The organism is Pseudomonas sp. FG86 (genome assembly GCF_057808775.1).
This window is the reverse complement of the sequence record NZ_JBMDIS010000002.1, coordinates 38,085-54,430: the sequence shown is the minus strand read 5'-3', so window position 1 is coordinate 54,430 and position 16,346 is coordinate 38,085. Positions and strand designations below refer to the sequence as shown.

The 16,346-nt window shown below is 59.8% G+C and carries 16 protein-coding genes; 8 read left to right on the top strand and 8 right to left on the bottom strand.

Annotated elements, in window-relative coordinates; translation table 11 throughout:
- Nucleotides 1–8 precede the first annotated feature (8 nt).
- Nucleotides 9–650 carry a GntR family transcriptional regulator gene (locus ACODSV_RS01485; protein WP_489044570.1) on the bottom strand — a complete coding sequence of 214 codons (642 nt, stop codon included), beginning with the start codon at nt 648–650 and terminating at the stop codon, nt 9–11.
- Nucleotides 651–820: 170 nt separating this feature from the next.
- On the opposite strand from ACODSV_RS01485, the gene ACODSV_RS01480 reads away from it, so the two are divergent.
- The 7 genes from ACODSV_RS01480 to ACODSV_RS01450 all read left to right on the top strand — a co-directional run bounded on the left by ACODSV_RS01480 (nt 821) and on the right by ACODSV_RS01450 (nt 8,483).
- Complete coding sequence (locus tag ACODSV_RS01480; protein WP_489078187.1) at nt 821–2,188, top strand: acetyl-CoA carboxylase biotin carboxylase subunit; 1,368 nt, start codon at nt 821–823, stop codon at nt 2,186–2,188.
- A 321-nt stretch (nt 2,189–2,509) separates the two neighbouring features.
- A complete protein-coding gene (locus tag ACODSV_RS01475; protein WP_489044566.1) occupies nt 2,510–3,178 on the top strand; it encodes a GntR family transcriptional regulator in 669 nt (222 codons plus the stop codon).
- Between the two features lie 174 nt (nt 3,179–3,352).
- Complete coding sequence (locus ACODSV_RS01470) at nt 3,353–4,195, top strand: ABC transporter substrate-binding protein (RefSeq protein WP_489044564.1); 843 nt, start codon at nt 3,353–3,355, stop codon at nt 4,193–4,195.
- Nucleotides 4,192–4,959: an amino acid ABC transporter permease gene (locus tag ACODSV_RS01465; RefSeq protein ID WP_489044562.1), complete on the top strand. Its 768-nt coding sequence runs from the start codon at nt 4,192–4,194 to the stop codon at nt 4,957–4,959. The genes ACODSV_RS01470 and ACODSV_RS01465 overlap by 4 nt, the downstream gene beginning before the upstream one ends.
- Before the next feature lies 1 nt (nt 4,960).
- Nucleotides 4,961–5,740, top strand: a complete 780-nt coding sequence (locus ACODSV_RS01460) for an amino acid ABC transporter ATP-binding protein (protein WP_489044560.1) — start codon at nt 4,961–4,963, stop codon at nt 5,738–5,740.
- 13 nt (nt 5,741–5,753) lie between these two features.
- Nucleotides 5,754–6,845 carry a polyamine ABC transporter substrate-binding protein gene (locus ACODSV_RS01455; RefSeq protein ID WP_489044558.1) on the top strand — a complete coding sequence of 364 codons (1,092 nt, stop codon included), beginning with the start codon at nt 5,754–5,756 and terminating at the stop codon, nt 6,843–6,845.
- A 21-nt stretch (nt 6,846–6,866) separates the two neighbouring features.
- Nucleotides 6,867–8,483: a gamma-glutamyltransferase family protein gene (locus tag ACODSV_RS01450; RefSeq protein WP_489044556.1), complete on the top strand. Its 1,617-nt coding sequence runs from the start codon at nt 6,867–6,869 to the stop codon at nt 8,481–8,483.
- A 157-nt stretch (nt 8,484–8,640) separates the two neighbouring features.
- Here ACODSV_RS01450 and ACODSV_RS01445 read toward each other — a convergent pair whose 3' ends face one another.
- The 6 genes from ACODSV_RS01445 to ACODSV_RS01420 all read right to left on the bottom strand — a co-directional run bounded on the left by ACODSV_RS01445 (nt 8,641) and on the right by ACODSV_RS01420 (nt 14,942).
- On the bottom strand, nt 8,641–9,744 hold the full coding sequence (locus ACODSV_RS01445; RefSeq protein WP_489044554.1) for an arginase family protein: 1,104 nt from the start codon (nt 9,742–9,744) through the stop codon (nt 8,641–8,643).
- Nucleotides 9,745–9,754: 10 nt separating this feature from the next.
- Nucleotides 9,755–10,906 carry a M24 family metallopeptidase gene (locus ACODSV_RS01440; RefSeq protein ID WP_489044552.1) on the bottom strand — a complete coding sequence of 384 codons (1,152 nt, stop codon included), beginning with the start codon at nt 10,904–10,906 and terminating at the stop codon, nt 9,755–9,757.
- 75 nt (nt 10,907–10,981) lie between these two features.
- Complete coding sequence (locus ACODSV_RS01435) at nt 10,982–11,833, bottom strand: ABC transporter permease (protein WP_489044550.1); 852 nt, start codon at nt 11,831–11,833, stop codon at nt 10,982–10,984.
- A complete protein-coding gene (locus tag ACODSV_RS01430) occupies nt 11,830–12,678 on the bottom strand; it encodes an ABC transporter permease (RefSeq protein ID WP_489044548.1) in 849 nt (282 codons plus the stop codon). Before ACODSV_RS01430 ends, ACODSV_RS01435 begins: the two co-directional genes overlap by 4 nt.
- A 1-nt stretch (nt 12,679) precedes the next feature.
- A complete protein-coding gene (locus tag ACODSV_RS01425; protein ID WP_489044546.1) occupies nt 12,680–13,795 on the bottom strand; it encodes an ABC transporter substrate-binding protein in 1,116 nt (371 codons plus the stop codon).
- Between the two features lie 46 nt (nt 13,796–13,841).
- Nucleotides 13,842–14,942: an ABC transporter ATP-binding protein gene (locus ACODSV_RS01420; RefSeq protein ID WP_489044544.1), complete on the bottom strand. Its 1,101-nt coding sequence runs from the start codon at nt 14,940–14,942 to the stop codon at nt 13,842–13,844.
- Nucleotides 14,943–15,073: 131 nt separating this feature from the next.
- Between ACODSV_RS01420 and ACODSV_RS01415 the strand changes: the two genes are divergently transcribed.
- Nucleotides 15,074–15,967: a LysR substrate-binding domain-containing protein gene (locus ACODSV_RS01415; RefSeq protein WP_489044542.1), complete on the top strand. Its 894-nt coding sequence runs from the start codon at nt 15,074–15,076 to the stop codon at nt 15,965–15,967.
- A gap of 3 nt (nt 15,968–15,970) precedes the next feature.
- Here the strand turns inward: ACODSV_RS01415 and ACODSV_RS01410 are convergent, their stop codons facing one another.
- Nucleotides 15,971–16,336 (bottom strand): cupin domain-containing protein, encoded by a 366-nt coding sequence (locus ACODSV_RS01410; protein ID WP_489044540.1) that lies wholly within the window; start codon nt 16,334–16,336, stop codon nt 15,971–15,973.
- Between the last annotated feature and the right edge of the window lie 10 nt (nt 16,337–16,346).

Here is a 16,346-nt window from a genome sequence, read left to right as displayed (position 1 = left end):
CGTGGCTTCTAATCCCTGAGCAGCGAGCCGGCGCTGACGCTAATATCTTGCAGCAATGATTCGCGCACTTCGACAGGATTTCCTTTTTTCAAGGCGGCGTAAATATTTTCGTGCTCGGCATTGGCAGTTTCAACAAAGTCTGGAGCATTGAAGAGCTGATTGAAAACAGGCCCTACACGACTCCACAGGTCGCGAATTATTTTAAGCAGGAGCGGAGAATTGGACTTTTCATAAATCATGAAGTGAAACTGCTGATTGAGTTTTACATAGTCATCGGAACTACCGGCCTGTATCGCACTGTCAATAGCGCGTAATACGCGCTCCAGCTCGATCAGGTCATGGGGGGTTATATTGGGTGTCGCCAGTTCTACCGCCAGGCCTTCCAGAGCTCTGCGTATCAGTGCCAGCTCCATATATTTTTCTTTGGAGATAACCGGAACAATGATGGATCGATTAGGCAGCATTTCCAGCCGATGTTCAGCCACTAATCGCTGGAGCGCTTCACGGATAGGCGTTGCGGATATGCCATAGGCGTCCGCCAGTGTCCTGATGATCAGTGGCTGGCCGGGAACAAAGCGGCCGGAGACCATACCGAGGGTAATTTCGTCATAAGCTTGATCGGTCAAAGTTCTTTGTTCAATTTTCTTCATTGGTTGTCTTCCAATCACCAAATACGTGTGTCTATGCATTCCAATTACTGGAGGTGGCAGTTGAACTATTTACACTCGCCTTGAGCCAGTTACCGGCAGCGGGGCTGCAAAACGTACTTTAACAGAGAGTGCTTATTCCGAGTATCTTTGTGCCTGTGGAGATGATGTTGATGCTGTCAAAAATTTTTGTGGCCAACCGTGGCGAAATAGCCGTGCGTATCATTCGTGCGGCACAGGAATTGAATATCGCCTGTGTACTGGGGCATAGCGCAGTGGATGTCGACAGCCTTGCGGCGAGGCTGGCAGATGAAACGATTGAAATCGGACCGGCACAAGCCGGTAAGAGTTATCTGGACATCGCTCGAGTGATCGCGGCGGCCAAGGCCTCAAGAGCGGACGCGGTCCATCCGGGATACGGTTTTCTGAGTGAAAATGCAGCTTTCGCGCAAGCGGTGATGGATGCCGGTATGGTCTTCATTGGCCCGACGCCACAGACTATTTCGTTGATGGGCGACAAAGCACGGGCGCGCGAAACCGCAATGGCCGCCGGTGTGCCGACTGTGCCAGGAAGTACCGGCATTATCGCTGATGCACAACAAGCGCTGGCGGTCGCCGAGGTCGTGGGTTATCCCGTCATGCTCAAAGCCGCGGCAGGCGGCGGCGGACGGGGAATTCGGGTAGCGGGTGATGCAACGCAATTGAGCGACCTGTTCATGGCCGCCAGCAGGGAGGCGCTCGCAGCTTTCGGGGATGGCGGCCTGTACCTTGAGCGTTTCATCGCACGAGCGCGCCATATCGAAGTGCAGATACTCGGTGATGGTAAATCGGTTGTGCATTGTTATGACCGTGAATGCTCATTGCAACGTCGGCGGCAGAAAGTGTGGGAGGAAGCACCGTCACCATCGCTGAACGATGAGCAGCGCGAACGTATCTGCGCGTCAGCAGTAGCCTTGGCCAAACAGGTCAATTACAGCGGTGCGGGTACCCTGGAGTATCTGTTCGATGGCGCTACGGGAGAATTCTTTTTCATTGAAATGAACACACGTATCCAGGTCGAACACCCTGTCACGGAAATGGTGACCGGGATCGATCTGATCCGCGAGATGATTCGGATCGCCGGAGGCGAGCCATTGCGGTTCAAGCAAACAGACATCTATCTACGGGGGGCTGCGATCGAGTGCAGAATCAATGCCGAGGACCCTGCGCGCGATTTCATGCCGAGCCCAGGTACGGTTTTGTCCCTGCAATGGCCTGCCGGTCCCGGTGTGAGGATCGACTCGATGCTCTACGCCGGCTACAAGGTCCCACCGTACTATGACTCGCTACTCGGTAAAATTATCGTTTGGGATGAAAGTCGAAGTCAGCTATTGGGCAGGCTCAAACGCGTGCTCTGCGAAATGAAACTTGAGGGCGTCGCTTCAACTATCCCGCTGCATCAGGCGTTGGTGAATGATCCTGCAATAGCAACAGCGGACTACCATACCGGTTTTCTTGAAACTTGGTTGGCGCTGACTTTTAGCACTCAAGTATCAGGTTGATATGAAGAAAAACCCCGCCACGGTTTCCGGGCGGGGCCCTTCCCTCCCTGCATCGACCTGACCTCCCGATACGCATTACCGCATGTGCATTCTCGTCGTACCGTTAGGTGCCATTGACGAGCATGTGTAACCAAAGTGTGCACTGTGCATTCCCGCAGTGCACCTTCGTGGCCGATTTACCCATCCCGTCATTCTTTTTGTTTTTGAAGAAAATCGAATTTTTATTCAAATCAATTGGTTGTAGTTGTCTGCTTTTCGTTGGCACATTTTCTGCTTTGGATAAATGCATTATTGGATACAAAAATACAAAGTGACCCTCCTATGCGCTTAGTACCCAACTACAATCGACAACCCGTGACTGCCGAGGAAGAAGCCTACGGCTACCTTCTGGATGCCATCTGCAAGGGGCAGTACCGCACCGGCCATCGGCTGATTGCCGAAGACATCGCCAACGATATTGGAATGAGTCGCATGCCAGTGCGTGAGGCTTTCCGTCGCCTGGCCGCCGAGGGCCTGGTGACTCTGCGGCCGAATCGCGGGGCTATCGTCAGCGGCCTCAACCTGGAGGAGATGCGCGAAGTTTTCGATATGCGCAGCGCGCTCGAGGGGCTGGCCATCCGACTCGCCGTGCCCAAGCTTACCGCACGCCACCTGACGCATCTGGAACGGTTGCTCGACGAGATGGACGACTATCGCGACGACAGTTCCGAATGGGTCAGCCGTCACCGCGCCTTCCACGAATATGTCTGCAGTCTGGCCGAACGTCCGCGCCTGCTACGCCAGATCAACGCCCTGTACTCAGTGATTGAGCCGCACATGCGCCTGTGGTTGCAGCACGTCGACAAGCCGATGAGCGCCCGGGAGGAGCACGCCGTAATCCTTGATGCGCTGCGCGCAGGCGATGCCCGCGAAGCCGAGCGGGTGCTCTGCGAGCACATTGAAAGCACGGTGCCCTCGTTGCTCAGGTTTCTCGAAGCAACAGGCGTCTGACACGGCCCATAACGCCGGAGCTTCTACGACACCTCGCAGAAGCTCGCGGGGTCATTGAGGAGAAGATCGAATGGCCGATGGCGTCCTTCTCCGGGCTGGCCCCGACGTTACTGGCCAAACACCGCTACCAACCGAACTGCCCCTTCTTGCTCGTAACCCCTCCGGAGGAAAACCATGATCCCAGGAAAGAATCTGCTCGCGATGTTGGCCCTTGCTTACGCAATACCTTCGGCACTGGCTGCAGTGGCCGTGCCCGAGCGTCTGAAAAATGTCGACAAGCTGGTTTACTGCAGCGGCCTGGACGGCGCGCCGCTGGCCTTCTTCGATGCGCAGCAGAAGCCCGACGGGCTGATCGTCGACCTCGGCAACGAAATCGCCCAACGCCTGGGCAAGAAGGTCGAGTGGCGCGTCACGCCCTTCGCCGGGCTGATCCCGGCGATCCTCGCCAAACAGTGCGACCTGGGTATGTCGCAATTGTTCGACAAGCCTGAGCGGCGCCAGGTGATCGACATGGTCAACTACATGAACTCCAGCCAGACCGTGGTAGTGCCGCATGGCAATCCCAAAGGCGTCCACAGTCTCGACGACCTGTCCGGGAAGAAAGTTGCCGTCCTCAATGGATCGACTATCAGAAGCCTGCTGGAAGCGCACAACGAAACGCTGGCCAAAGCGGGCAAGGCGCCGATGTCGATCGTACTGTTCAATACCGACACCGACGCCTTCCAGGCCCTGCGCATCCAGCAGGTCGATGCCTATGGCACCACCGTGGAGTTTTCGGGCTACTACCAGGAACTGGCCCCGGGACTGTTCGAGGACGCCGTACCCGCCTTCGCAAAAATTCTTACCGGTATAGGCGTGCGCAAGGATGATCGTGAGCTAGGCCTTGCGGTCCAGCAAATTATCCAGGACATGCAGACCGACGGCAGCTACACAAAGCTGTTCCACAAATGGAAGGTCGAAGGCGATGGCTTGAAGCCTGGCGAGGGTAATCCCCTGACGATGGGGGGCGGAGCATGAACTTCAGTTGGGACGTGTTTTGGCACTATCTGCTGAGGCCGACTGACGTATATCTGTATGGCCTGTGGCTGACATGCGTGATCGCCGCCTCCGCCATGCTTCTGGGCTGCGTGTTGGGGTTGCTGGTGGCGCTGATGCGGCTTTCGTCCAATCCGCTGCTGCAGTACCCGGTTCGTTTTTACGTATGGCTGATACGCGGCACGCCGCTGCTGGTGCAGATCGTCTTCCTTTATACGGCGCTGGCCGCCGGCGGGGTGTTCCGCTTCGAAGACCTCGACTTGGGGCTGTTCATCCTGCCGGGCAACATCCAGGCGGCGATCATCGCCCTGGGCCTGAATGAAGGCGCCTATATGGCCGAGATCATCCGCGCGGGAATCGGCGCGGTGGACAGGGGCCAGTACGAGGCCGGGCGTTCGCTGGGCATGACCTTCCCGAAACTGATGCGGCGCATCGTTCTGCCCCAGGCGTTCCGGGTGATCGTGCCGCCGCTGGGTAACGAGTTCAACGTGATGCTGAAAAACACCACGTTGGTCAGCGTGATTGGCGTACAGGAGCTGCTTTTGAGCACACAGATGGTCACCTCGGCGACCTTCCGCGTATTCGAGCTGTATCTGGTGGTGGCCATCTACTTCCTGCTGTTGACCACCCTCTGGGGCTTCTTCCAGCGCTCGCTGGAGAAGCGCTTCGGCAAGTCCGAGGGACACGCCCCGGCGCCGAGCCGAATGTTCGGCCCTCAGGCCATGAAACTGCTGAGGGGTCGTTGAGATGATACCGATCGTAAAAGACCTGGTGATTCAGGCTCATGAGGTACACAAGGCTTTCGGCGACCTGGAGATTCTCAAGGGCGTATCTCTGAACGTGCACCGTGGTGAAGTGGTGGTGCTGATTGGCGCTTCAGGTTCGGGCAAGACCACTTTCATCCGCTGCATCAACCTGCTGGAGGATATCCAGGGTGGCAGCATCCGCGTCAACGGCGAGCTGATGGGCTACCGCGAGCGCGCCGGAGGCAAGCTGGTACGGGACTCGGAAAGCAATATCGCCCGACGCCGCCGCGACATCGGCATGGTGTTCCAGCGTTTCAACCTGTTTCCGCACATGACCGCTTTGGAAAACATCATCGAGGCTCCGATGCACGTGCTTGGCGTGCCGCGTGCGGCGGCAGTGGAACAGGCGCAGGCATTGCTCAAACGAGTGGGCCTGGCAGAGAAAGCCGACCATTACCCGTCGATGTTGTCCGGCGGTCAGCAACAGCGGGTTGCCATCGCCCGGGCGCTGGCAATGAAGCCCCAGGCAATGCTGTTTGACGAACCCACCAGCGCCCTTGACCCGGAAACCGTCGGTGAGGTCCTGCAAGTCATGAAGGAACTCGCCGAGGAAGGCATGACCATGGTGGTGGTCACTCATGAGATGAGTTTTGCCCGCGAAGTGGCCGATCGCGTGGTAGTGCTGCACCAAGGCGAGCTCATCGAAGAAGGCCCGCCGGCCCAGGTATTTGGCAATCCCCATCACCCACGTACGCGGGAATTCCTCAGCCGCGTTCTCTAGACAAGGAAAGACCATGCATCACCGAATTCTGCTGGTCAGCTGCATCACCCTCCTCGCCTGTGCCACCGCCCAGGCCGATGACAAACTGGTGCGTTTCTACAACTGGTCCGACTACATCGGCCCGGAAACCCTCAAGGACTTCCAGAAGGACAGCGGCATCAACGTCCAGTACGACGTCTTCGACACTAACGAGATGCTCGAGGCCAAGCTGCTTTCCGGGCACTCCGGCTACGACCTGGTGGTGCCCTCCAGCCAGTTCCTTCCCAAGCAGATCAAGGCCGGTGTCTACCAGCCACTGGACCGCTCCAAACTGACCAACTGGAAACACCTCGATCCACGCTTGATGCAACGTCTGGAAGCCGCCGATCCGGGCAACAAGTACGCGGTGCCCTACATGTGGGGCACGGTGGGCATCGGCTATAACTACGACAAGGTGCGCGCAGCCCTCGGTGACAACGCACCGCTGGACTCCTGGGACCTGGTGTTCAAACCGGAGAATCTGGCCAAACTGCACGGCTGCGGTGTAGCTTTCCTCGACGCGCCGGTGAAGATCATCCCCCAGGCCATGCACTACCTGGGCCTGGACCCGAACAGCCATAACCCGGACGACTACAAGAAGGCCTCGGCGCTGCTGCAGAAACTCGCGCCCTCGGTGACCTACTTTCACTCCTCACGCTACCCCACCGACCTGGCCAACGGCGACATCTGCGTGGCCATCGGCTATTCCGGCGACGTGATGCAGGCACAGAGCCGCGCCAAGGACGCCGGCAAGAAGATCGACATCCGCTACGTGATCCCCAAGGAAGGCGCCAACCTGTGGTTCGACATGCTCGCCATCCCGAGTGACTCGAGCAACCCGACCGGCGCCCTGGCGTTGATCAACTACCTGCTGCAGCCGCAAGTGATCGCCCCGGTCAGCAACTACGTCGGCTACGCCAACCCGAACAAGGACGCCACCACCCTGCTCGATCCCAAGGTGCGCGACAACCCCGGCATCTATCCCGACGACGCCGTGATCAACAAGCTATTTGTGTCCGCTGACCTGCCGCCCAACATCCAGCGAGTGATTACCCGCGAATGGACCCGCATCAAGACCGGTCAATAACCTTCATCCATGAGCCTAACCATGCTTAAGTTCTCTGCCCACGAATATCCCTACGCATCCCAACGCCAGAGCGTCTTCGCCCGCAACGGCATGGTCGCCGCCTCGCAACCTCTGGCAGCCGAGGCCGGCATCGCCATGCTGCGCCAGGGTGGTAACGCCATTGATGCGGCCATCGCCACGGCGGCAGCATTGACAGTCGTCGAACCCACCGGCTGCGCTATCGGTGGCGACGCCTTTGCCCTGGTCTGGATCAAAGACCAGTTGCACGGCCTGGACGCCAGCGGCTGTGCTCCGGCCTCAATTTCCATTGAGGCGGTAAAGGCCGCCGGCCATGACAAGATGCCGGTGCACGGCTGGTTGCCAGTGACGGTGCCAGGCTGCCCGTCGGCCTGGGCCGAGCTGTCGGAACGCTTCGGCAAACTGCCTTTCGCCGAGTTGCTGCAGCCGGCCATCGCCCTGGCCCGCGACGGCTTCCCGGTGTCGCCGGTGGTCGCCTATCAGTGGCGCATCGCCCAAGAGGAATACCAGGCAAGCCGCGAGCGCGAGCCAGCCCTGGAGACCTGGTTCGAGACCTACCTGATCGACGGCGAGGCGCCACGTGCCGGCCAGCTGTTTCGTAACCCGGCTCAGGCGAAGACCCTCGCCGAACTGGCCGAGACCCGTTGCGAGAGTTTCTACCGCGGCGCCATCGCACAGCGTCTGGCGGCCCATGCCGCAGCCAGTGGCGGCCATCTGAGCACGGCTGACCTGGCCGGCTACCGGCCTAAATGGGTCGAGCCGATCAAGGTCAACTACCGCGGTTATGATGTCTGGGAAATCCCACCCAGCGGCCAGGGCCTGATCGCTCTGATGACTCTGAAGATCCTCCAGGGATTCGACTTCGATCAGCGCGACAGCCAGCTCACCTGGCACCGTCAACTGGAGGCGATGAAGCTGGCCTACGCCGACGGTTTGCACTACATCACCGATCCGCAGCACATGCGCGTGGCCGCCAGCACGCTGCTCAGCGACGACTACACTGCGCACCGCCGCGCGCAGATCGGCGAGCGCGCCCGGCAGCCAGCGCATGGTGATCCGCACGCCAGCGGCACCGTGTACATCGCCACTGCTGACGGCGAAGGCAACATGGTCTCCTTCATTCAGAGCGCCTATCACGGTTTCGGCTCTGGCGTGGTGTTGCCCGACAGCGGCATCGCCCTGCAGAACCGCGGCACGGATTTCAGTCTCGACCCCGGCGACGCCAACAGCCTGCAGCCGGGTAAGCAGACCTTCCATACCATCATTCCGGGCTTCCTCAGCAAGGATGGCGTGGCGGTCGGTCCGTTCGGCGTGATGGGCGGCTATATGCAGCCCCAGGGCCACGTGCAGGTAGTGATGAACCTGGTGGACTTCGGCCTGAACCCTCAGGCCGCGCTGGATGCCCCACGCTGGCAATGGCTGGGCGGAATGAAGGTGGGCATCGAACAGAACGCCTCGCGCGATCTTGCCTTCGCTCTGGCGCGGCGCGGTCACGAGGTGGAAGTGGCTTGCGACCTGACTGACTACGGACGCGGCCAGATCATCATCCGCGACCCGCAGACCGGCGTGCTCTGCGGCGGCACCGAACCGCGCGCGGATTCGCATATCGCGGTGTATTGATTTCTCCTGCCAAGGACGGCTTGTGGATGTCAGTACTATTGGACCATCCGGTTGACCGGAATACCCTCGGCTACGATCAGCCTGACTTCAGTGCGCTGGTCGTAGTCGCGAGGTTCCAGTCAACGACAAGCAAATATTTCCTCACATATCCATGTGTTTAAAACCTCCACCCTGCTGCGTTCATCGCCACTGCCAGCGCCTGGATATCGGCCTGGCTGCGGGTCTCGAAAGTCGGCATATAGGCTAACGGATCAGCGAGACTGGATTCGCGGCCGATAAACCCCTGAACCGCAGCGTGCAGGCAGAAGGCGCTGTAAGCCGGGTTGTAGCCACCCTCCTGCACCACCAGCAGCCGCCCTTCGCAGAGTTGATCCGCCAACCGCCGCGCACGTATCGCCAGGCTGTTGAAACCCGCCATGGTCAGCAACTGTCGGCCGTTGGGGTCGAACTGCGAGGCGTCCAGACCGTTGGCGATAATCAGCAACTGTGGCGCAAAGGCCTTGATAAGCGGCTCGACAAAACGCTCGAAGGCCAGCTCGTAGCTCACGTCACCAGAGCCCATGGGCAGCGGAACATTCAGGTTATAACCCACCGCGTCGCCCTCGCCGCGCTCATCCACCGCGCCGGTTTGCGGGTGGCTGGGGCCCCAGGCGCCGTGGTCCATATGCAGAGAGACCGTCAGCACCCCAGGGTCGGCATAGAAGCCGGCCTGGGTGCCGTTACCGTGGTGCACATCCCAGTCCACAATAGCCACTCGCTCGATGCCGGCAGCACGGGCCGCCTGGGCAGCAACGGCGACGTTATTGAAAAAACAATAACCGTCGGCCATCGCCGGCGCGGCGTGGTGACCCGGCGGGCGTACCAGAGCCATGGCTGGACGGCCGCTGGCCAGGGTTTGCTCCACGGCGGCAATGCTGGTGCCCGCTGCAGCGAGCAGCCCGGCCAGGCTGCCGGTGTTCATCAGCGTCGTGCCGCTGAAGCGGCGGCCCTGGGCATCGGCGCCCTCAATGCCATGCAAGTAATCCGCCGTATGAAAACGCAGCAGCTCGGCCTCGGTGGCATGGCGTCCTGCGTGCCAGGCCAGGTGTTCGGCCACGGGGCCGTTGTGCAGTAACGCGCGCATATTGACCAGACGCGGGCTGCTTTCCGGGTGCTGAGTCTGGAACTCCAACAGATCGCTGGGCGGTGCTTCGAATACACCGTAACCAGTGTCATGGCGCAGGACATCGTCGTGCCAGAACACATCCATCAATGGGGTCATCACATCATCCTCAGTCGATCACGTGCAGCTCGGGTGGAATCTGCGACAGACTCTGCGAGCCGTCCTTGCCACACAGCACGGTGTCGCCCAGCTTCAGACCGAACCCTTCGCTGTACAGGGACAGGTTTGGCTCAATGGAGAACGACATATTGGGCTGGAACACATGGTCATCGGCCTCGTCGACCATCATTGCTTCCAGCCAGGTCGGTGGGTAGGCCAGGCCCAGGCTGTAACCGATACGGTGCACGCGGGTGCGCGACAAGTCGATGCGGTCGAGAATCGCGTTGCACACCCGGTTGGCCTCGCCCACCGGTGTGCCTGGCTTGGCGATGTCGATGGCGGCATTGAAGGCTTCGGTGAGCAGGGTCGACACCTCGCGCACCCGTGCAGTGGGTTTGCCGATGACCGCGCTGCGCATCAGAATCGCGTGGTAGCGATTGCACACCCCGGCGTGTTCGAGGATCACCACATCGCCAGGGCTGATGGTCAGGCGGTGCGGCATTGCGTGGGTCATGGTGCTGCGTCGGCCAGTTGCACACATCGGGCTGATCGCGGCGTACTCACTGCCCGCATCGCCCAATGCCTTGGCGACAATGCCGGAAATCTGCACTTCGGACATGCCGGGGCGCAGCGCTTCAAAAGCTGCACGCATGCCCTGGTCGGCCATGCGCGCGGCCGTGCGCTGGTATTCGATCTCTTCGGTCGTCTTGATCAGGCGCTCTTCGGCGACCACCACCGAAGCGTCTTCGAAATGGGCGTTGGGCATATGCCGCAGCAAGGTGGTGTATTGCAGGGCGCTGAAGGTGGAGGCCTGCATCTCCAGACCGATGCGACCCTGGCTCAACCCCAGGCCTTCGAGCGAGTCGGCGACGATGCGCAGCGGGTCCTGCCTGGCGATATCGTAGAAAATCCCTTCTTCCAGGCACGACAACTCATAGGTGCACGGCTCTTCACTCGTGCGGGTGAGGAAGATCGGATCGGCCAGTTTCGGCGAGATGATCAACGCCTGGTACCAGAGAAAACCCAGACTGTCGAAGCCGGTCAGGTAATTGATGTTGTCCGGGTAGTTGATCACCAGTGCATCCAGCCCACGCTCACTAATGCGGCGCTTTACAGCCTCGATACGTTGACGATAAGTGCGCAACGGAAAAGCAGTCATCATGAGGAATCCCTCCTTAGGGAAAAGGTGCTCGTTTTTTCTTGGTTTCAATCGATGCAGCGGTGAAGCCTGGCCCGGCTAGCGACCCGGTGAGGAGGTGTGGTCGTGCCGGTACATGCGCACCAGCAAGACCACCAGAGTGATAAACACCATCAGGGTGGACACAGCCGCGATGGCCGGATCAAGGTTGTAGCGCAAGCCATCCCAGATGCGCTTGGGCAAGGTGATGACATGCAGGCCACTGGTGAACAGGGTAACCACCACTTCTTCCCAGGACATGATGAAGGCCATGAAAAAGCTCCCGGCCAACCCGCTACGCACATTGGGCATCAGCACCTGGCGAATGGTCATGCCCAGCCCGGCGCCCAATGAGCGCGAGGCCTTGTACAGACCGGTATCCAGCCGGCTGTAAGCCACCAGCATGGCAATCAGCGAGTACGGTAACGCCATCATCAGGTGACCGAAGCCCACGCCAATCAGTGAGTCGAGCTGTTTGACCGACGCACCGAGGTAGTAGATCGACATGGCCGATACCACTTGCGGCACGACCATCGGTAGCAATACCGTGGCGGTGAGCACCACCCGATAACGCGGCTCCAGCCAGATGCCGGTGGCGAACAGGAAAGACAGCACCGTGCTGACCACGCCCACCACCACCGCCAGCCCCAGGCTTTGCAGAATCGAACTCAGCCAGGCGCTATCCAGCAGCGTCAGATAGTGACGCAACGACCAGGCACCGTCGGGGAATGCCAGGTAACGCTGGTCACCAAAGGACAGCGGCACGATCACCAGAATCGGCAGCAGCAGAAATACCGCCACCAACAGCATGGCGACAATCGACAGCAGCCTGGCGATGTTCACCGGCGGTTTGTAGCTCCGGGGTTCAGCCACCATCGGGCTGGGGGTACTCAAGGTGCGTCCCGTACTCATGCCTGTCTCCCGGTAAACCGCCCGATACCCACCAGCTTGCCGAACACCACGGCACAGACCGCGACCATCGCCATCAACACGATGCTCAAGGCGGCGCCCAGGCCCCAGTTGGAGAGTTGGAACATCTGGATATAGATACTCTCGGCCAGCATGGCCGCCTTGCCGCCCCCCAACAGCGCGGGCGTGACGAAGCAACCCAGACTGAACACAAACACCGTGGCCGATGCGGCTGCCACACCCGGCAGGGTCAGCGGCAGGAACACATTGCGCAGGGTCATCCAGCGCCCTGCGCCCAGGCTGCTGGATGCCTTGAGCAGACTGTCATCGACCTGACGCATGGAAGACAGCAGCGGCAACACGGCATAAGGCACCATGAAATGCACCATGCCGATCAGCGCTCCCACTTCATTACGCACCAGCGCCAGGGGCTCATCCACCAGGCCAAGGGTCAGCAGGGTCTGGTTGATCAGACCGTCATTGCGCAACAGCACCAGCCAGGCGAATGCCCGGATCAGCATCGACAGCCAGAACGGCAGCAGCACGAACAGCTCGATCATCAAGCGCCCCCGCACCGAGGCAAAGCGCCAGCGAAAGGCGATCAGATAAGCAATGGCCACACTGATCAGGGTGGTCAGCAGGCAGATGCGCAGAGTGCGCCAGATCACTGTCTGAATCGCCACACTGTCGAGGATGCTGACGTAGTTCTGCACACCCACCTGCGGCAGGCTGAAGCTCCAGCGCAGCACCCCCAGGGTCGGCAGCAGGTAGCCGACCAGAATCAGCACGGGCAAGGGCAGGATCAGCAGCGCATATATGCGCAGCGTGCCGTGGAAACTGATACGCATATCAGCCACCGATCAGGGCCAGATAACGGTCGAGAGTTTCACTGTAGTGGTCGGCGTACCACAGGTTGTTCATCGACACCTGCTTGCGGAGGTTGTCCGGCGCGGTCGGGTTGATGCGCTGCAGTTCGGCGGACAACAGGCTGTTCACCTTGGAGTCGACCGGGCCCATGTTGTAGACCTCCATCAGCCGTGCCTGCACTTCCGGGCGCAGGGCATAGGCGATGAACTTCATCGCGTTGGCAGCACCGGCCGGATTGTTCTTCGGCACCATCCACACCGAAGGTGCGACGATGGCGTTGTCGAAGGTCCAATCGACGGCACCGCCGGTGTCCTGTTTGACCAGCTCGGCGCGGGTGTGCCACATCTGTCCCATGGTCACTTCTCCATCGCGCAGCAACTGCTGCGACTCGGCGCCGGTGGACCAGTGCGTGACCACGTGAGGCATCAGTTCCTTGATTTTGCGCAGGGCGCGGTCGACATCCAGCGGATAGAGCTGCGCCGGGGCAACGCCGTCGGCCAGCAGCGCGCATTCGAGGTTGGCGCTCATCCATTTGTACAGGGTGCGTTTGCCGGGGTACTTCTTCACGTCCCAGAAATCGGCCCAGCTTTTCGGTGGGTTCTTGCCGAACTTCTTCGCGTCGTAGCCGATGACATAGCTATAGCTGTAGTTGGCCAGGCCGAACTCATGGATATCGCCGTAGCCGATCAGCGACTTGTCGACCACCCTATAGTCGATGGGCGTCAGTACGCCCTCCTTGCCCAGGCGATAGGAGGAATACATCTCACCGTCACATACGTCCCAACGCACGGCGCCGCTGTTGACCTGGGTTTTGACAGCGCCCTCGGTCGGGCCGCTGCCGTCGACCTGCAGTTTCAAGCCGCTGGCCGCGTTAAAACCTTGAAAGCTCTTTTCGAACGCCGGAACCGCATCGCCACCCCAGTTGGCCACCACCAGCGAGCCGTCATCGGCAAATGCACCACGCAAGGGCCCCATGCCCGCTGCTGCAGCCATCACCATCAACATCTGGTTGAAGCCGCGTCGGCTGAGCGTACCGGCCTCCACGCGATGCTGAGCGATTTCTACGGCGTCATCGATAAAGCGCTGTTTGTCTTTCATCTATGTTCCCCTTGAGGAGTGGCGGCAGGTGATAGAAATGTTGTTATTAGTTGGAAATCAGATGGCCATGCTGCTGGGACCAGGAGCACCAATACGGCTGCCCCCGCTCAAGACTGTTTAACAAGGGGTGGCTGACGGGAATGCGCAAGGCGATGGCCTGTGCACCGGCGGTGCGCAAATCAACGCTGACATGGGTGCCGAGGTACGTAATGGCCTCCATTTTCGCCACCACGCCATTGCCGCTGCCGACCTGGGTCAGCGGCTGCAAATCGATATGTTCGGGGCGAATGGCCAGCCAGCTCTCGCTGTTGGCCCTCGGCAACGGGCGCTGCACCGCCTGGGTTATCCGTAGTGGAAAGCCCTGGTAGTCGCACACAATGGCAGCGCCCTGGCGGCTGATGCCATTGACGCCCAACAGGTTGGTATCCCCGAGGAAGTTGGCGACAAAGCGGCTGGCTGGCCGCTCATACACTTCTTGTGGCGTCCCCAACTGCTCAAGACGGCCATGGTTGAACACCGCGACACGGTCCGACAATGCCAGGGCTTCTTCCTGGTCGTGGGTGACGAACACAAAAGTGGTACCGAATTCTTTGTGCATACGGGCCAGCTCCACCTGCATTTCCTGGCGCAGACGCCGGTCGAGAGCCGACAGCGGTTCATCGAGCAACAGCAGCGGCGGCTCGAACACCAGAGCGCGAGCCAGGGCCACACGCTGTTGCTGGCCACCGGAAAGCTGCTGGATGCCCCGTTGGCCCTTGCCCTCCAGCCCTACCCGCTCAAGCATGCGGCCAACCCGTTCGATAATTTCTGCCGGGGCAATCTTGCGCACCTTGAGGGGGTAGGCAATGTTCTGCTCCACCGTCATATGGGGGAACAGTGCATAACCCTGGAACACCACGCCGAAATTGCGCTGATCGGCGGGCAGCCCGGTGATGTCCTGACCGTTGCATTTGATCTGCCCTTCAGTGGGCTGCTCGAAGCCGGCGAGCATCATCAGCGTGGTGCTTTTGCCGGAACCGGACGGCCCCAGCAAGGTGAGGAATTCGCCGCGTTTGATATGCAGTGTCAGATCGCTCAAGGCACGGGTTTCGCCGTAACACTTGCCCAGCTGCAACAGGTCGACGAAATGCTCATGGGAAACCGACATGGGAAGTACCTCGTGCTCAATGCGCTGCTGAGCGCCTTCTTGTGACCCTATCGTCACGGTAAATTAAATTGACATCAAATGATTTGTTTTCTAGGTTTGATGTGAATTTAACTAACTAAAAAGTCCTGAAAATGCACCTTAAAGCTACACGCAGATTACCCTCGCTGATCGCTTTGCGCGCTTTTGAGGCACTGGTCAGGCAAGGCAGTACCGGTGCAGCTGCGCTGGAACTGCACGTGACTCACAGCGCCATCAGCCATCAGATAAAAAAGCTCGAAGAAGAACTGCAAGTGGCATTGGTGGAACGCCACAGCAAGGGGGTGCATCTGACCGAAGCCGGGCGCAAGCTTAGCCAGTTGGTCAACGGTGCCTTCGAACAGTTGCGCGATATCCAGACCGCCCTCCCCACTGCCACGCCTTCGGGCAATTTGCGCATTGCCTGTGCTCCGGCATTGCTCGCGCGCATCTCGGGCATGCTGGAACGGTTCCTGCGCGACTATCCCGATGTGTCGTTGCATTTACTTTCCATCGAGCACGCCAACCAGAACGCGGACATGGTGATTTCCTTTGGCGACAGCGAAATCGAAGGCCAGCGCATTGCCGCCCTCGGCGACATTCTGTATTTCCCGGTGTGCAGCCCTCGCCTGCTCAATGGCACTGAACCGCTGCGCAAGCCACGGGATCTGGCCCGCCAGGTGCTGCTGCACGAGGACGATGGCTACGATTGGAGCCGCTACTTTCTGGCCGCTGGTATTCCCAGCCTGCAAGGCCGACAGAACATCTACCTGCCGGATGCCGCTTTGACCATCGGCGCGGCAATCGCTGGCACCGGCATTACCATCAGCGACCATATTCTGGCTGGCGAACAACTGGCCCAAGGCACCTTGATTCGCTTGTTCGATATCGAATTCCCCGCGCCCCACCCCTACTTCATCATCATGCCGCCACGGGGTGCCAACGAACTGGCCAAAGCCTTCGCCGACTGGCTGATGCGCGAACTGGAGCTGATCGAGCGGATCGGCTAGGCATCATCGGCGCAGGATCAAGAACACCTTGCGCACAAAACCGAGATTTTCCCAAGTGCCCTTGAAGCCGGCCGTCACTACAAAGGTGTCGCCTGGGTTGAACTCACGGGCAACTCCCAGACTGTCGGTAAGGCGCACCTGACCTTCGAGCAGGTGACACAGTTCGTCGTAGTCAACCTCACAGCGCTCCAGATGCGCTGGTGCTTCCCATATGCCACCAGTGGCCTGCTTGCCCGGCTCGACAAAATGCCGCCAACTGCGACAGGTATAAGGCGTATCGACCAGCAACGGATCGCTGGTTTCGAACTCGACCGGGGCCAGTTCAGCGTTGGTAAAATCGATAACGTGTTGTGGCGCAGGCGTACTCATGGTCGCTCCC

Excerpts from the sequence above, each read along its gene's own strand:
- ACODSV_RS01485 (WP_489044570.1), bottom strand. The coding sequence starts at position 650 with ATGAAGAAAATTGAACAAAGAACTTTGACCGATCAAGCTTATGACGAA.
- ACODSV_RS01480 (WP_489078187.1), top strand. The coding sequence starts at position 821 with ATGCTGTCAAAAATTTTTGTGGCCAACCGTGGCGAAATAGCCGTGCGT.
- ACODSV_RS01475 (WP_489044566.1), top strand. The coding sequence starts at position 2,510 with ATGCGCTTAGTACCCAACTACAATCGACAACCCGTGACTGCCGAGGAA.
- ACODSV_RS01470 (WP_489044564.1), top strand. The coding sequence starts at position 3,353 with ATGATCCCAGGAAAGAATCTGCTCGCGATGTTGGCCCTTGCTTACGCA.
- ACODSV_RS01465 (WP_489044562.1), top strand. The coding sequence starts at position 4,192 with ATGAACTTCAGTTGGGACGTGTTTTGGCACTATCTGCTGAGGCCGACT.
- ACODSV_RS01460 (WP_489044560.1), top strand. The coding sequence starts at position 4,961 with ATGATACCGATCGTAAAAGACCTGGTGATTCAGGCTCATGAGGTACAC.
- ACODSV_RS01455 (WP_489044558.1), top strand. The coding sequence starts at position 5,754 with ATGCATCACCGAATTCTGCTGGTCAGCTGCATCACCCTCCTCGCCTGT.
- ACODSV_RS01450 (WP_489044556.1), top strand. The coding sequence starts at position 6,867 with ATGCTTAAGTTCTCTGCCCACGAATATCCCTACGCATCCCAACGCCAG.
- ACODSV_RS01445 (WP_489044554.1), bottom strand. The coding sequence starts at position 9,744 with ATGACCCCATTGATGGATGTGTTCTGGCACGACGATGTCCTGCGCCAT.
- ACODSV_RS01440 (WP_489044552.1), bottom strand. The coding sequence starts at position 10,906 with ATGATGACTGCTTTTCCGTTGCGCACTTATCGTCAACGTATCGAGGCT.
- ACODSV_RS01435 (WP_489044550.1), bottom strand. The coding sequence starts at position 11,833 with ATGAGTACGGGACGCACCTTGAGTACCCCCAGCCCGATGGTGGCTGAA.
- ACODSV_RS01430 (WP_489044548.1), bottom strand. The coding sequence starts at position 12,678 with ATGCGTATCAGTTTCCACGGCACGCTGCGCATATATGCGCTGCTGATC.
- ACODSV_RS01425 (WP_489044546.1), bottom strand. The coding sequence starts at position 13,795 with ATGAAAGACAAACAGCGCTTTATCGATGACGCCGTAGAAATCGCTCAG.
- ACODSV_RS01420 (WP_489044544.1), bottom strand. The coding sequence starts at position 14,942 with ATGTCGGTTTCCCATGAGCATTTCGTCGACCTGTTGCAGCTGGGCAAG.
- ACODSV_RS01415 (WP_489044542.1), top strand. The coding sequence starts at position 15,074 with ATGCACCTTAAAGCTACACGCAGATTACCCTCGCTGATCGCTTTGCGC.
- ACODSV_RS01410 (WP_489044540.1), bottom strand. The coding sequence starts at position 16,336 with ATGAGTACGCCTGCGCCACAACACGTTATCGATTTTACCAACGCTGAA.